This is a genomic window from Mycobacterium sp. SMC-14 (assembly GCF_046250075.1).
In the GTDB taxonomy this organism is placed as follows: Bacteria; Actinomycetota; Actinomycetes; order Mycobacteriales; family Mycobacteriaceae; genus Mycobacterium.
Genome location: NZ_CP176429.1, coordinates 1,318,207 through 1,333,474 on the forward strand (window position 1 = coordinate 1,318,207; position 15,268 = coordinate 1,333,474).

Consider the following 15,268-nt stretch of genomic DNA (forward strand, 5'->3'; position numbering starts at 1 on the left):
ACGGAGCTGTGGTGTCCGGTCCTACCACTACGGATCGATGGTGAACTGCTGCTCGCCATGGGTTGAGCCGCTGGGCTCGCCCTGCAGGTCGACGACGTAGGTGTAGGTGCCGGGCTTGGTGAGCTGAAAGTCCCACCCGCCGCCTCCGTCGCAGGTCGCCAGTCGCTGCTTTCGTTGAAGCACCAGTCCACCGCCGCTGTCGAGTATTTTCGTCTGCTCGGTGCAGTAGGAATACAACCCCTTGCCGTTGCTGGTTTTCCAGCGCAGGCCCAGGTCCACCCAGTAGGTGCCGTCGTGCTTGGCCTTGCTGAGCTGGAAATGGTTGGGTCCCAGCTCAACTCCGGTATCACCGGGGTTCGTACGCGAGTGAAACACACTCAACTGCAAGGTGCCCGGCACCGTCGCCGCGGTAATAGTACTTTGGCCGGACAGGGTGAACTGCAGGTGATTCTTGCCGGTCACCTCGCCGATCGCGCCGGCGATGTTGGCAAAGAACTGGTTGGGCAGGGTGGTCACCAGCGAGAGCGCCACGCCGGTCCGGTGCACCACATCGCTCAGATACTTGGGGTCGGCGCCTGCCACCCCGCTGATCGGCCCGCCGGCGGCTCCGATCCCGGCCAGCAGGCATTGGGCGACGTTTCCGTACTGGTCGCGCGCCTGGTAGGCGTCCTGAGGCAACTGGGCCGCATTCAGCGCGCTGACGGCACAGTCCCAGGCTGACCTGCTGTTCTGGAAGACAGTGACGAGCTGATCGCCGTCGATTCCGAGCATCGCTATCCCGGTAAGGATTGAATTGAGTTGCAGTGCAACCGGATTAGCATCTGCTTTGATGGTGGCGCTGGTGGTGCCGGCCGGTAGGGCGAGCTGCCCGCCGGTGCCGGGCGTGAGTAGGCCGTTCTTGTCGCCGAACAACCAGACGGCGAGTTGGTCGTTGCTGTTCAGCGGTGTCGGATTGGTGAAGGTTCCGGGGGGCGCGGACGTGATGCCATAGAACTGGCTGCTGCTGTTGGCGAAGTCGACGCCCACACTCCCGGTGCCGACGTCGCGCAGACATCCGGTAACCGGCCCGTCAGGGTTGGACGCGCTGAGCGTGTAGGACATGGAGCCGATGGTCAACTGGCCGCCGCCGGTACAGGCCGTATCGGACTTGTCGGCCCCGGGCAGCAGCACGCCGGTGATGGTGTCGACCACTTTGCCCAGGTCCGCGGCCACTACCTCGAAGAGCGACAGGTGATCGGTGGTGGCGCTGACGGTGCGGGTCGCCGGATCCCAGGTGGCCGGCAGTAGGTCGGTCACCGAACCGTCGGTTCCGGAGACCGTGTGAATGACCGGCTTCACCGAATCGCTGAACTTTCCGGCCAGGTCCGGATTGGCCGTAAGGTCGAATCGCAGTTCGATCGGGGCCTTGGGTTGCAGGCCGTCTCCCAGCGTGATCGTCGCGGGGGCGCTGGCGGCCACCGCGGCGGCAAAGGGTTGGCCAGGGGGTTGCGGTCCGCCGGAGATCGTGAGTGGCACACCGGGATCCCCGACGCCGGCCGGAGCGGTCGCGGTTACTCGCATCCCGTCGAGGATGATCTGCACGGTTGCGCCATCGGGGCCGAGCACCGCCGACGGCGACTCCGAAGGCGCCGGCGCTGACGAGGATGGCGCAGTGGCAGTGTGGTCCGGGACGTGCTCGCGGTGCAGCAGTGAGCAGCTGGTTGCTCCGGCCGCGGTCACCGCGGCCAGCGTCAGAGCGGCATGCCTTCGGTACCTTCGCATTCCGGTCCGTCCCGTCGCAGATGCTGGTCGCCTGCGGGAAGTGTAAGGGCGGATGCCGGGCCGTGTGTCGAACTGCTTCAGCCGGCGTCGAGCAGTGTCGAGAACCACGAGCCCAGATCCATGGTCGGGGCCTGCTGGATCAAATCGTCCATATTCGCCCACTGCTGAGCGGCCTGGTCGCTCACCGCGGTCGGCCAGGCGTCGTTGGCGGTCAGGACTGTGGTCGCCAGGTCGTCGCGGGCATTGAGCAGCCCGGCGATGATCCCGCTGTTCGGGTCGAACAGCGCGTCATTGAGCAGCGAGCCGGCTTCCCCGGGCAAAAGCAGCGACAGCACGGATTGCGCCGCTGCCAACTGGAACGGCAGGCTGATGTCGTTCCACAGCAGCGGCAGGTTGTTGGCGACCGCGGTCAGGGTGCCGAAGGGGTCGGTGGTGAACCCGTGCCAGACGGCGTCCCAGTTCGGGCTCAGCGCGTCGGTGAATCGCATCGCCAGCGGGGTGGACGGCTCCTCACCGAACACCGCCGCGTAATTGTCAGCTCCGATCAGCCCCTTGAGGCCGGAGAACAACAGTTCCTGTATCAACCAGGCCGGTTGTGCGTGCATTCGCGACACGTCCAGCGCGTAGTCGTAGGACAGCACTCGCTGGGTCATGTCGGCGGCGTATTCGGCTGCGCTGACGGTCGGCGTGTCTGCAGGCAGGTAGTCGGCGATATCGGCTACCGGCACCACCTGCGTCGTCACCTCCAATCCGGTGGGATCGGTTCCGGCGGTGAGATTCTCGAAGCGCGCGAAGATCTCGCCGTTGGCGACGCCGCCGGTGTCCAGCCAGTTCGCCACCCCGGGGTTGGTGGCGCTGACCACGTAGTAGGTGTAGCCGTCGGCGGCCTGGTAGGCGGTTGTGTTGTTCAGGGTGGTCTGCGCCAGGGTGAAGGGAAGCGCCGCGCCGTAGACGTTCATCAGCTCGATGCCGCTGTAGGCGGCCGCCACGTCAGGGACCTTCACGATCAGCGCCTCACCGGGGGCCAGATCGAAGTTCCCCGCGGAGACGTCCGCGCTGGGCAACCCCGTCGCGAACAGGCTGGTCTCGGTTGCCAGCGGACTCATGGTGTTGGCGGGCTCCCCGATTCCGGCGATTTGGGCGAGCCCCATGTTCTGGGTGTTGAACGGCCCGGCGATCTTGGCGAAGGCACTGAACAGTGTGGTCAGCGCATCGTCGATGGAGGTGATCTGCGGTGGAGTCGTCGTGTCGTCGCTGGGAAAGAATCCGCCTTCGGGGATGGCGAAGAACGGCGGGCAGTCGGCAACGCAGTGGATGCTGATGTTGCTGGGGCCCTTGGCCCAGTCGCCCAGCACGTCGCGGACCAGCAGGGAGGCGGCGCCTTGAATGGTGGCGCTGTCATCGTCGATGAAATTGACCGCGCCACTGGGCGCGTTGGGGCCGATATAGACGGTGAACGTGCCGTCGGGGTTGACCACCAGATTGGAGCCCAGTTCCAGGCTCTCTTTGCTGACGGCCTGCGAACCGGTGATCTGTTCGGTGGCGATGGCGAAGGCTTCGGTTCCGCCGCCCAGCGTGCCGGTGAGCTCGTAGGTCGCGCCCGGGGCAAGGCCGGCGGTCGCGTGGTAGTAGATGTCGGGCGTGAAGAATTGGAAGTACTGCCGTGGATCGGCGGCGTCGCCGGCTATCACTTCCGGCGACTGGAAAAACCAGCCGTCGAAAAGCTCGGTGACACGGGAGACCCCAGCCATCAGCAATTCGTAGTTCGTATTCTGCAGTCCGGTCATCAGCATGGCGACGCCGTCCGGCGTTGCAAAGGGCAGTGCTGCGTCGTCGGCGGCTGCCTGGTGCATGACCGCCAGCAGATCGTCGATCGCCTGCTGCACGGCTGCCGAGACCGCCGTCAAGGCCACCGGAATCGACCGTGCGACGGGGGCCGGCTGGATGGTGATCGCCGCCATGGCGGCCACCACGGCCGAGGTCAGCCCGGCCGCGGCGGCCGCCATGGCGGCCACCACGGCCGAGGTCAGCCCGGCCGCGGCCGGCGCACGACACGATCTTTCAGCTCTTCCGATGGCCATGGGGCTCCTCTTCGGGCCTGATATGACAACTATTTGTCATATGAATGACAACTGAAGATACGGTGAGACGGGACGCTACCGCCGGGTGGACGCCAGTGCAAGAACCGGAGTGGTCGCCCGTACGATCGGTGAACTTCCGAACAGCCAGGCACAAGGAGGGCGATGGGCGGCCCCGCCGGACGAGACGACGAGAAGCGACCGGGCTCACCGCCGACCGACCGGGTCGTTGCCATCGTGGGGTTGCTGGCCGCCCAGTCGCAGCCCAGCTCGGTGGCCTCGATCGCTTCACGGCTCGAACTGAACCGGGCCACCGTGACGTCGATCCTGCTGGCATTGGAGCAGGCCGGCTGGGTGGCCCGCCGCAGCGACCGCAAGTACACCCTGGGGCCCGGACTGATCGGAGTCGCAGACACCGTCCGTCGGCTGTGGCCGCTGTCGACCGAGAGCACGCACCTGATCGAACAGATGGCAGAGCGCGCCGGTTGCGGGGCGGGGCTTGCCCTGGTGGGAACCTCGGAGTTGAGCTTTCTGACGTTGGTGCGGGGGCGGGGGCGCATTCCGGCGGGAGTCGGAGTCGGTGTTCGGCTGCCGCTGATCGCGCCGGTCGGCGCCGCGGTGATCGCCCATCGTGATGCGCAGGCGCGCCAGGCCTGGCTGGATTCGGCGCAGGGCGTCAGCCGAGAGGTGCTCGAGGACGTGCTGGCGCAGGTAGAGCGAAACGGAGTCATGGTATTCGGCCTGGGCGGCCCGGGTCTGGAAGCGCTCGACGTGCTCGCCGAGGTGGTCGAGCTGCTGGATGAGCATCCCCGGCGGAGCGCCTTGCGCCAGCGGGTCTTCGAGTTGCTCACCGGCGTCAACGGAAGCCCCTATACCGCAGCGCAACTGGCGACCCCGGCGGCGTTGTCGGTCAGCTATCTGACCGCGCCGGTGTTTTACCGGGGCGAGGCGACCTATGAGCTGCAGTTAGGGCCGCTGCGTCGAGAGGTGAGCGCCGCCGACCGGGACCGCTACATCCGCGAAATCCGGGAGACGGCAGAGCAACTGTCGTCCTAGCCGCTGGCTCGGCGGCCACCTGCCCGACCACTGGCAATAGCGTCCAAGGCGCAATCCCCATAATCTCGATTGGTCACGCCTATAGTCGGTCGATGGAGCTGCGCCACATCCGGTATCTGCTGGCGGTGGCCGAGCACGGGAATTTCACCCGCGCGGCCGAGGCGCTGCACATCTCCCAGCCGACGCTCTCGCAGCAGATCAAGCAACTGGAGCGCGCGCTGGCGGTGGAGCTGCTGGATCGCTCGGGCCGCACGGTACGGCTGACCGATGCCGGCGAGGCGTATGCCGAGCATGCCCGGTTGGCGCTGCGCGATCTCGATGCCGGCGAACGTGCGGTTCACGACGTGCAAGACCTGTCGCGCGGGCATCTGCGGGTGGCGATGACGCCGACATTCACCGCCTACCTGATCGGGCCGCTGGTACACCGGTTCCACACCGCGCATCCGGGCATCACCCTCTCGGTCCGCGAGGACACCCAAGACCGCATCGAGGCCGACCTGCTCGCCGACCGACTGGACCTCGGTATCGCCTTCGCGGGCCCGCATGCCGACGGGATCGATCACACCGCGCTGTTCGCCGAGACTCTGACGCTGGTAGTCGGCTCGGTCCACCCCTTTGCGGCGCGCGCGACACCGCTGCCGGTCGCCCGGCTGGCCCGCGAGCCGTTGGTCCTGCTCAACACCGGTTTCGCCACCCGTCTGCAGATCGACGCCTACTTCTCCGATCAGGGCGTCGCGCCCCGGATCGTGGTCGAAGCCGATTCGATCAGCGCGCTGTTGGCCTCTATAGGTGGTGGCGCACTGGCCACGGTGCTGCCCGATGCGATCACCCGTGAGCGTCGCCACGTGCATTCGGTACCGCTCGTCCCGCCGCTGCCCACCCGAACCGTGGTGGCGCTGGTGCGCGGCGCGGCCTACCGCTCGGCGGCCGCGCAGGCATTCACCCGGATGCTGGCGGAGATCGCGCACGAATTCGATTGATGACATCTATCGCATTCATCGAATACAAGTATTGGACTCAATAGCGGGGGTGCGGCAGCCTGGGAGCTGACATGGACTTCGCGCAACACACCATTGAGCTTGCTCGCCGCAACGTCGAGCAGGGCGGGCGCCCGTTCGCCACGGTCATCGTCAAGGACGGTGCGATTCTGGCCGAAAGCGCGAATCGGGTCGCTCAGACCAACGACCCCACCGCGCACGCGGAGATCCTCGCCATTCGGCAGGCGTGCACCGCGCTGGGCACCGAGCACCTGACCGGGGCCACCATCTACATCCTGGCGCTGCCGTGTCCGATGTGCCTGGGTGCGCTGTATTACTGCTCGCCGGACGAGGTCGTCTTCTTGACCACTCGCGAGGCCTACGAGCCGTATTACGTCGACGACCGAAAGTACTTCGAGCTCAACACCTTCTACGACGAGTTCGCCAAGCCCTGGGAGCGGCGGCGGTTGCCGATGCGGCACGACTCCCGCGACGCAGCGGTCGAGGTCTACCGGTTGTGGCGGCAGCGCAACGGGCGGCGTGCCGGATTGGTCAACGCTCGAAACTAACCCGCAAACTAGTTGTGATAACAACTATAATAAAACGGGCAGATGCGGGTATGTCTGCGTCACAGTCAAGCCCAATCTAGCCAGAATCCCTGCACGCGCAGTGACAATGATTTCAGATGCCGACACCTGGAGCCCGTGCCATCTCCGGTCGTACTAGTTATTAGATCAACCATAGAGGACGGGTTGTAGTGACGGACGAGAACCGATGGCTGAGTGACGCCGAGCAGCGCATGTGGCGCGGGTTACTGGACAGCACTCGGCTGTTGCTGCGGGAACTGGATTTTCAGCTGTTCGCCGACGGAGGGATCACCTTCGCCGATTTTGAGGTATTGGTGCTGTTGTCCGAAGCGCGGCAACGCCGATTGCGGATGGGTGAGATCACCGAGGCGGCGGTAACGACCCGTGGCGGGACCGCCGGGGCGGTGAGCCGATTGGCCAGGGCGGGCTGGCTGCGCCGCGTCGGGTGCGAGGAGGACAAGCGCGGATTGTTCGCGGAGCTGACCGACTCAGGGCAGGCGAAATTGGAGTCGGTTTCGGGTGGGCACGCTGACACGTTGCGCCGCAACCTTTTCGACCTGCTCAGTGCGCGTGACGTGGACCTCTTCACGCACGCGTACGCACAAATCCGCGCCAACTTGTTGGAGAGCTCCGATCCGCGTTCCTGCTGACCCGACTCCGCACGCCCGCGCCGTGCCGGACTGGGCATCGAGTCGCCGGAGCGTGCACAGTAGACCAATGCTCAACCATCCCCGCACCGGTCAGCCGTTCGACTCCCCGGTGCCTCCCGGGGCAGGATGGCCCGGCGACCCGGCAACTCCGGCCACGCCGCAGGCCGTCGACGCCGCACGGGTGGTGCAGCTGGCTGCCCAAGCCGAGTCGATCGACGAACTCGACGCGCTGATCAGCGTCTGCCGCGCCTGTCCGCGACTGGTGACGTGGCGCGAACAGGTCGCGGCCACAAAGCGAAGATCCTTCGCCGACCAGCCTTACTGGGGCCGGCCGGTCCCTGGCTGGGGCTCGCCGCAGCCCAAGATCGTGATCGTCGGATTGGCCCCGGCGGCCAACGGAGCCAACCGCACCGGCCGGATGTTCACCGGCGATCGATCCGGCGACCAGCTGTACGCCGCGCTGTACCGGGCCGGGCTGGTCAACCAGCCCACCAGCATTGACGCCGCGGATGGGTTGCACGCCAACGACATCCGGATCATCGCCCCGGTGCGCTGCGCCCCGCCGGACAACGCTCCGACCACCCTCGAGCGCAACACCTGCGCGCCCTGGATCGACACCGAATGGCAGCTGATCGCTCCACACGTGCGGGTGATGATCGCGCTGGGCGGCTTCGCCTGGCAGATCGCGCTGCGGATTGCCGCCGACCTCGTGCCCAAGCCCAAACCGAAGTTCGGCCACGGCGCGCTCGCCCAACTGGGCCCGGCGCTGCGGCTGCTGGGCTGCTATCACCCCAGTCAGCAGAACATGTTCACCGGTCGGCTGACCCCGGCCATGCTGGACGACATCTTTGCGCAGGCCGCGGGGCTGGCGGGACTATCCGGCTGAGTTCCGGTGTTGAGTAGCAACGTGCGTCTTTCCGTTCTTGATCTCGTCCCGGTCCGTACTGACCAGTCCACCGCCGAGGCGCTGGCGGCCACGGTCCGGTTGGCCCAGACTGCCGACCGCCTCGGATTCGCCAGATACTGGGTGGCCGAGCACCACAACATGCCCTCGGTGGGGGCCACCAGCCCGCCGGTACTGCTGGCGTACCTCGCCGCGCAGACGTCGCGGGTGCGGCTCGGTTCGGGCGGTGTGATGCTGCCCAACCACGCCCCCCTGGCCGTCGCCGAACAGTTCGCGCTGTTGGAGGCCGCCGCACCCGGGCGCATCGATTTGGGGATCGGGCGGGCGCCCGGATCCGACCCGGTCACCTCCGTCATGCTGCGCTCCGGCCGCGGCGACGAGGACATCGCGAACTTCCCGGACTATCTCGACCACGTACGGGCGATGATGAGCAGCCGCGGAGTCCAGGTTCAGCTGAGGGACGGCGACTACCTGCTCAAGGCCACCCCGGCCGCCACCGGCGAGCCGCGGTTGTGGCTGCTGGGATCGAGCATGTACTCGGCGCGGCTGGCCGCGGCCAAGGGGCTGCCGTACGTGTTCGCCCACCACTTCTCCGGTCAGGGCACCGAGGAGGCGCTGGCCTACTACCGGGAGAATTTCACTCCGAGCGAGGTGTGTGCGGCGCCGAAGACGTTTCTGACCGTCAACGCGTCGGTCGCCGAAACCCGTGACGAGGCAACGGCATTGATGTTGCCTAACCTGCAGATGATGGCCCGGTTGCGGACCGGGCGTCCGCTGGGCGCCGTTGACCTGGTCGAGGACGCGCAGGCGGCGGCGGTCTCCGACTCCGAACAACGCATCATCGACAGCGGGCTGCGGCGCGCGGTCGTTGGCACACCTGCCGAAGCGGCCGAACAGCTCGCAGCGCTGGCGGAGCACTTCGCCGTCGACGAGGTGATGATCAATCCGGTCGCCTCGGCGTATCGCGGCACCGACCCGGCCACCGCGCCCGGCCGGGAACGCACCTGCGAGCTGCTGGCCAAAGAGCTGCTGTAGGGCCTTAGCGGCTGATGATGGTCGCCCCGAAACCGCTGGGCCGGTAGTCGATGTAGACCGGGTTCACCGAGAACGGGTAGTAGCCGCTGTTGGCCGCCCCGCCGGATGTCACATACGGACCGTTGTTCGTGGTGGTGTAGGAGTACAGCAGGGTGCTGCCGTCGGCGTTGTACACCGAGATCACCGTCCCGGCCGGCACCTGCGAACCGACACCGAGCTGCGGGAACAGCGACTGCGGAATGCTGCCGTACATGCCGCCGGAGTCGATAGAGGTCGTGACCGCCACCGGGGGAGCGCCGTTGATGGAGATCATCGTGTCCACGTAGGGCGATCCGGAGACGGAGGTCTCGGGGTCGAGCGGGTTCGGTCCGAAAATTACTTGGCCGGTCTGCTCGTCGATGAGCACGCCCTGGTTGAGCGCACCGGGCAGCGCCGAGATGATCGTCGACGTGCCGGCATAGCCGTTGTTCGGGCCGACGCCCAGGACTCCGACGATGCCGTACTGGTTGAAGTACTGCGTCATCAGTGCGTTCGACCCGGAAGTGACCACGTTGACTCCGGTCGGGTCGGTGACGATGTCTCCTGAGCAGGCAAGCTTGTCGCAGAATCCCACGGTGGTGCTGTAGGTCTGGTAGCCGTAGCTGTTCCCGCCCAGGCCGGCGTAGCTGGCATTGCCGGAGAGCAGCACGTTGCCGAGGCCGCCGGGGTTGCCGACGGCACTGTTCAGAATCGTCAGGCCGGTGGAGCCGGTGTCGATCTGGACCGGGACCGGCGGGCCACCGTTGATCGAGATGTAGACGATCGGGCTGATGCCGCCGCTTTGCAGGTACAGCGGGATGGTGACATTGACCGGACCTTCGGGGCCGCCCCGGTCGCCGGAGGCCAACCCGCCGGAACCGGCGCCGCCTGAACCCCCCGCGCCGTTGGCACCGTTGCTGCCGACCGCTCCGCCAAGACCGCCGTCACCGCCGTCGCCGCCGTCACCACCGCGCGCCCCGGCGCCCCCGGCGGCCACCGCTCCTGCCGCTCCACCGTCGCCGCCGTCGCCGGCCGCCCCACCGTGCACGTTGGTCCCGGTCAGCGTGGCGTCTCCGCCGTCGCCACCGTTACCGCCGTGGCCGCCCGCGCCGGCGTTACCGCCGTTGCCCGCGTGGGCACCCAAACCGCCGGCGCCGCCCGCTCCGGCGTTACCGCCGGCACCGCCGTTTCCGCCGTCACCACCGCTGGAGCCCTGCGCGTAGTAGCTGCCGGTGGCGCTCCCGCCGTTGGCACCGCCGCCGCCGACGCCGCCGTTTCCGCCGGTGCCGCCGTTGAACCCGGTATCGCCCTTGCCGCCGGATCCGCCGGCGCCAGCGGCCCCGCCCTTCCCGCCGTCACCACCGATTCCGACCGGTGCCTTGTTGATCCCGGGCTGGGCGTAGAGCCCGGAGCCGGGTGCCCCGCCGTTACCGGCCGCCCCGCCGTTGCCTCCGTTGCCTCCGGTGCCGCCGGCACTGTCGTCGCCCGCTCCACCGGTGCCGCCGCCGCCACCGGTACCGCCACCGCCACCGGCGCCGCCGTCACCGTTGGTGCCGAACCTGCCGTGCTCACCCGCGGCGGCGTTGCCGGCGTAGGCCGAACCACCCGCGCCGCCACTGCCGCCGGCGCCGCCGTTGCCGCCGTCGAAGCCGGTGCCGCCGCCCAGCGCACCGCCGTAACCCAGCCCGCCGTTGCCGCCGACGCCGCCGGCCCCGCCGGCCCCGCCGCTGCCGTATTGCACGTTGTTGGCCACGTCCAGCGTGGCGATGCCGTTGCCGCCGCCGTTGCCACCGGCCCCACCCGCGCCGCCGGCGCCACCATTACCGGTGCCAGGCCCCTGTGCGTAGGCGCTGCTGCCGCCGACGCCGCCGATCCCACCCGCTCCACCGTTGCCGCCGCTGCCGGGCAGGGTCGCGCTGGGGGGCAGCTGGCTCTGGTCCACGCCGCGACCGCCGTCGCCGGCCTTGCCGCCGGCGCCGCCGTTGCCGCCGTTCCCGTCGCCGAGCGAGTTGCCGCCGGCACCACCCTTGCCGCCGTTGCCGCCGTCTCCGGCGTTGCCGTTGTTAACCACCGGATTGCCATTGGCGCCGGTCGCGCCGTTGCCGCCGGCGCCGCCGTTGCCTCCGTTGCCGTGCAGGCTGCCGATCCCACCGGCGCCGCCGTTGCCGCCATCGGCGCCCGGGGTGACGGCGTTGTAGCCGTTGCCTCCGTTGCCGCCGTTTCCGGTGTGGGGGGTCGCGGACCCGTCACCGCCCATCCCGCCGGTGCCGTTAGTGCCGCCTGTGCCGCTGGTGCCGCCGCTGCCGCCGTAGCCGCCCAGGCCGGCGTTGCCGCCGCGACCGCCATCCGGATGGGCCGCATTGCCGTCGCCGCCGTTGCCGCCGTTGCCGGCATCACCGCTGGTCCCGCCTTTGCCGCCGTTCCCGGCCGCACCCTGAAGTCCCGCGTCGCCGTGTGCGGCGGTGCCGCCCGCGCCGCCATTGCCACCGGTGCCCCCGTTCCCGCCGGTTCCGCCGTTACCGCCATTGCTGCCGTTGCCGCCGGCAACGCTGCTGTTGGCACCGTTGGATCCGCTGCCGCCGGTGCCGCCGCTGCCCCCGCTGCCGCCGGCGCCGCCGTTGCCGGCATCGCCACCGAGGGTTCCGCCCGCACCGCCTACGCCGCCGTTCCCGCCGGTGCCGCCGATACCGCCGGAATCACCGGCGACACCATTCCCGGACCCATTGCCGCCGTGGGCACCGAGCCCGCCCGCGCCGCCCGCGCCGCCGTGGCCGCCGTCGCCGTACACGCCGCCGTTGCCGCCGTTACCTCCGGTGCCGCCGGTACCGGCAGCTCCGGTGGTGGCGGCAAAGCCCGCCCCGCCGTCGCCGCCGTTGCCTCCGCTGCGCCCGGCCAGTCCGACCGCGCCGGCAGCACCTTGCGATCCGCTGCCCGCCAGGCCACCGGCCCCGGCCATCCCGCCGGCCCCGCCATTTCCTGCTGCGCCGGCGTTGCCGCCGTCGCCGCCCGTGCCGCCGTCCAGGTGGGTGGCGGTGCCCGCCGCTCCGGTTCCGCCGGTACCGCCCACACCGGCCGCGCCGCCTCGACCACCGGCGCCGCCATCGCCGTTTGCTCCGGCAGTGCCGTTACCTGATGCGCCGCCGGCCCCGCCGTTGCCGCCCTGGCCGCCGCTTCCGCCGTATCCGCCGTCGCTGCCGTTGCCGCCCGTGCCGCCATTGATGGCGAAGTCTCCGGTGTGGCCATCCGTACCGGCCCCGCCGTTGCCGCCGGCCCCGCCGGCGCCGCCGTTGCCGCCCCGGCCGCCATCTCCGTACAGCGTTGACAGACTCGTCCCGCCTGCGCCTCCGCCGCCGCCCGTGCCACCGGTTGCGCCCAGGGCGCCGGTCGCACCGACAAATCCCGCTCCGCCGACGCCCCCGGCGCCGCCGTTGCCGAACAGCCAGGCGACGGCGTCGCCCCCAGCACCGCCAACACCGGCGGCGTCGCCGTTGATACCGATTCCGCCGGCGCCGCCGGAACCGCCGTTGCCCATGAACGACCCGCCGGCCCCGCCGATGCCGCCTGCCGCGCCGGCCCCACCGTCGCCGCCGGCACCGCCGTCACCGAACATGCCGGCAGCTCCGCCGTTGCCGCCGGCCACCCCGGCGGCGCTCTGGTCGAACCCGTCTCCGCCGTCGCCGAACCACAGGCCGCCGGCGCCGCCGTTCGGGTTTTCTGCGGTGCCGTCAGCACCGTTACCGATCAGGATCTGGCCGGCGGCGGTGTTGATCCAGCCGTTGACCATCGACCCGAAGTCGCTGTTGATCCAGTTGTCGATGGACGTGTGGAACGGGTCGTAGAAGAGCTGGTCAAACCATGCCGCGGAGTCGAGGGCGCTGCTATCCGCGGCCACGCCGGCGACCGGCGTGAACATGTCGATCAACCAGTCGAAGTCCATCCCGTCGGCGTGTGCCGAGGGGGTTGCGGGTGTGAGCCCGACGGCCAGGAAAGTGCCGACCGCCGCTCCGGCTCCCGCCAGGCGCCGGCGTGCTGACTTCGACTTACCAGGCCCGCCCTGACGACTCATCGCCCCAAAGTACTAGCTGAGTGCTACCTGAGCAAAAGTTAGAGAAGACTAACTGACGGGGGCGTCAGGCAGACGGCAGCGGGGTCAATGCCACAACCGGGATCGGCCGGGATGTGCGGCGCTGGTAGCCGTTGTAGCGATCCGCATTGTTGGCGTTGACCAGGCGCCACAGCCGGGCGTAGTCCGGGTCATCGGGCAGCACCGGCTGAGCAGTGGCCCGTAGACGCTTCGGCCCGATGTTGATCTCCACGTCCGGGTTGGCTTTGAGGTTGTGGTACCAGCCGGGGGAGCGGGGCGCGCCGCCCATCGACGCGACGATCAGGTACGTGTCGCCGTCGCGGGCGTAGGTCAGCGTCGAGGTGCGTGGCTGGCCGGTTTTCGCCCCGACGGTGTGCAGCAACAGGTTGGGCGGCAGGCCCGGCACCTTGTGGCCGATCCAGCCGTTGGTCCGTTGGTAGATCAGGTTGTGCAGGCTGAGCGCCCGGACGCCCACCATTTCGATCGGGGATAGATGGTCCATACCCTCGAGTCTGCCCGTCAGCTGTCGCTGCTCGCCAGCGCCGCCCGCAGGATCGCCCCGGTGCCCTCGCGGTCGGGATCGCGGCGCACCAGCAGGCCTTTGGCGAAAGACAGCCGGTCGCCGTCACGCCGCGGAACCACGTGCAGGTGGATGTGGAACACGCTCTGAAACGCCGCCCGGCCGTCGTTGATCACCAGGTTGTTGCCGTCGGCGTGCAGCCCGGAGGTGCGTGCGGCCTGGGCGATCCGCTGCCCGACGGTGAGCATGCCGGCCAGGGTGGCTGCCGGGGTGTCGGTCAGGTCCACGAAGTGTTGTTTGGGGATCACCAGGGTGTGACCGCGGGTGAATGGCCGGATGTCGAGAAAAGCCAAATACTCGTCGTCTTCGAAAACCCGTACCGCCGGTGCGTCACCGGCGACGACGGCGCAGAACACGCAGGACATGCCCGCCACGTTAGCGATCACGTCAGCGCACCGGCCATCGCCTCGATCGCCTGGTCCAGGATCGCCCGGGTGGTCGCGAAGTTCAGCCGCGCGAATCCCCGTCCGCCGCCGAACGGGATACCCGGGCTCAGTGCCACCCGCGCGTCGGCCAGCAGGATCTCGGCCGGCTCGGCGGGCAATCCCAGCGCCCGGAAATCGAGCCAAGCCAGGTAGGTGGCCTCGGGATGGCTGACCCGCAGGCCCGGCAGCGCTGCGGGCAGCGCTCGGCTGAGGTGGTCGCGGTTGCCCCGTAGGTAGGCCAGTAGGGCGTCCAGCCACGGCCCGCCGCGGGAGTAGGCGGCGAGGTTGGCGCTGATACCGACGGTGGCGGCGCCCATCGTGTGCAGCATGTTGATCCGGTCCCAGGCGACAGCGTCGCGCGGATTGGACAGGATCACCTGGGCGCACATCAGCCCGGGCAGGTTCCAGCCCTTGGAGGCCGACATCAGTGTGATGACGGTGTCGGCGGCGGCCGGTGACACCGAGGCGGCCGCGACGTGGGGCCGGTCGTAGACCAGCGGGGCGTGGATCTCGTCGGCGATCACCCGGGCGCCGTGGCGCGCGGCGATGTCCACGATCGCGCTGAGTTCCTCGGCGGTGAACGCGGTGCCCAGCGGGTTGTTCGGGTTACACAGGATCAGCGACCCGGCGCCCGCGGTGAACGCGGCGTCCAGGGCCTCTAGGTCCATCAGATAACGACCCGAATCCTGCTGTGTCATCGGGATTTCGATGCGTTGGCGGCCGGTCACGGTCAGCAGGTCGAAGAACGGCATGTAGGCCGGCACCGGCAGAACCACCGGGCTCTCCGGGCGGGTGAGGAACTCGATCACCACCTCCATGCCCTTGAGGACGTCGGGCACCACCCGCACCCATTCCGGCTGGATGGGCCAGCCATAGCGGCGTTCGCACCACTGCGTGAGCGCCACTGGCAACGCATCGGAGCCCAGCGCCGGATAGCCGAACTCCTCGTTGGCCACGCAGGCGCGCACTCCGTCCAGCACCGCGGGGGCGGTGGGAAAGTCCATCTCGGCGATCCACAGCGCCAGCACGTCGGGGCCGAAGTGATTCCACTTGATGGTGCCCCGGGCGCGGAGTTGGGCGGGGGTCAGCGCATCAAAGACTTCAGCCACCCCG

Annotated in this window: 12 protein-coding genes; 6 read left to right on the plus strand and 6 right to left on the minus strand. The window is 69.0% G+C overall.

Features of this window, described 5'->3' with window-relative positions; genetic code table 11:
• Positions 1-27: 27 nt before the first annotated feature.
• Together ACKY0W_RS06370 and ACKY0W_RS06375 are read right to left on the minus strand one after the other, a co-directional pair.
• Entirely contained in the window at positions 28-1,761 is a 1,734-nt protein-coding gene (locus ACKY0W_RS06370; protein ID WP_409436856.1) for a hypothetical protein, read from the minus strand.
• Positions 1,762-1,838: 77 nt separating this feature from the next.
• Entirely contained in the window at positions 1,839-3,842 is a 2,004-nt protein-coding gene (locus tag ACKY0W_RS06375; RefSeq protein WP_409436857.1) for a hypothetical protein, read from the minus strand.
• Between the two features lie 162 nt (positions 3,843-4,004).
• On the opposite strand from ACKY0W_RS06375, the gene ACKY0W_RS06380 reads away from it, so the two are divergent.
• The 6 genes from ACKY0W_RS06380 to ACKY0W_RS06405 all read left to right on the plus strand — a co-directional run bounded on the left by ACKY0W_RS06380 (position 4,005) and on the right by ACKY0W_RS06405 (position 9,048).
• Complete coding sequence (locus ACKY0W_RS06380) at positions 4,005-4,895, plus strand: helix-turn-helix domain-containing protein (protein ID WP_409436858.1); 891 nt, start codon at positions 4,005-4,007, stop codon at positions 4,893-4,895.
• A gap of 92 nt (positions 4,896-4,987) precedes the next feature.
• Positions 4,988-5,875: a transcriptional regulator CynR gene (cynR, locus tag ACKY0W_RS06385; RefSeq protein ID WP_409436859.1), complete on the plus strand. Its 888-nt coding sequence runs from the start codon at positions 4,988-4,990 to the stop codon at positions 5,873-5,875.
• Between the two features lie 71 nt (positions 5,876-5,946).
• Complete coding sequence (locus ACKY0W_RS06390) at positions 5,947-6,441, plus strand: nucleoside deaminase (RefSeq protein ID WP_409436860.1); 495 nt, start codon at positions 5,947-5,949, stop codon at positions 6,439-6,441.
• Positions 6,442-6,671: 230 nt separating this feature from the next.
• Positions 6,672-7,109 carry a MarR family winged helix-turn-helix transcriptional regulator gene (locus tag ACKY0W_RS06395; protein WP_409437669.1) on the plus strand — a complete coding sequence of 146 codons (438 nt, stop codon included), beginning with the start codon at positions 6,672-6,674 and terminating at the stop codon, positions 7,107-7,109.
• A gap of 67 nt (positions 7,110-7,176) precedes the next feature.
• Positions 7,177-7,995 carry a uracil-DNA glycosylase gene (locus tag ACKY0W_RS06400; protein WP_409436861.1) on the plus strand — a complete coding sequence of 273 codons (819 nt, stop codon included), beginning with the start codon at positions 7,177-7,179 and terminating at the stop codon, positions 7,993-7,995.
• A gap of 21 nt (positions 7,996-8,016) precedes the next feature.
• Positions 8,017-9,048, plus strand: a complete 1,032-nt coding sequence (locus ACKY0W_RS06405) for an LLM class flavin-dependent oxidoreductase (RefSeq protein WP_409436862.1) — start codon at positions 8,017-8,019, stop codon at positions 9,046-9,048.
• Positions 9,049-9,052: 4 nt separating this feature from the next.
• Here the strand turns inward: ACKY0W_RS06405 and ACKY0W_RS06410 are convergent, their stop codons facing one another.
• The 4 genes from ACKY0W_RS06410 to ACKY0W_RS06425 all read right to left on the minus strand — a co-directional run bounded on the left by ACKY0W_RS06410 (position 9,053) and on the right by ACKY0W_RS06425 (position 15,264).
• Positions 9,053-13,132, minus strand: coding sequence for a PecA family PE domain-processing aspartic protease (locus ACKY0W_RS06410; RefSeq protein ID WP_409436863.1), 4,080 nt, complete (start codon positions 13,130-13,132; stop codon positions 9,053-9,055).
• Between the two features lie 64 nt (positions 13,133-13,196).
• On the minus strand, positions 13,197-13,652 hold the full coding sequence (locus ACKY0W_RS06415) for a nitroreductase family deazaflavin-dependent oxidoreductase (protein ID WP_409436864.1): 456 nt from the start codon (positions 13,650-13,652) through the stop codon (positions 13,197-13,199).
• Positions 13,653-13,669: 17 nt separating this feature from the next.
• Complete coding sequence (locus ACKY0W_RS06420; RefSeq protein WP_409437670.1) at positions 13,670-14,095, minus strand: HIT family protein; 426 nt, start codon at positions 14,093-14,095, stop codon at positions 13,670-13,672.
• Positions 14,096-14,112: 17 nt separating this feature from the next.
• Positions 14,113-15,264, minus strand: coding sequence for a MalY/PatB family protein (locus tag ACKY0W_RS06425; RefSeq protein WP_409436865.1), 1,152 nt, complete (start codon positions 15,262-15,264; stop codon positions 14,113-14,115).
• Between the last annotated feature and the right edge of the window lie 4 nt (positions 15,265-15,268).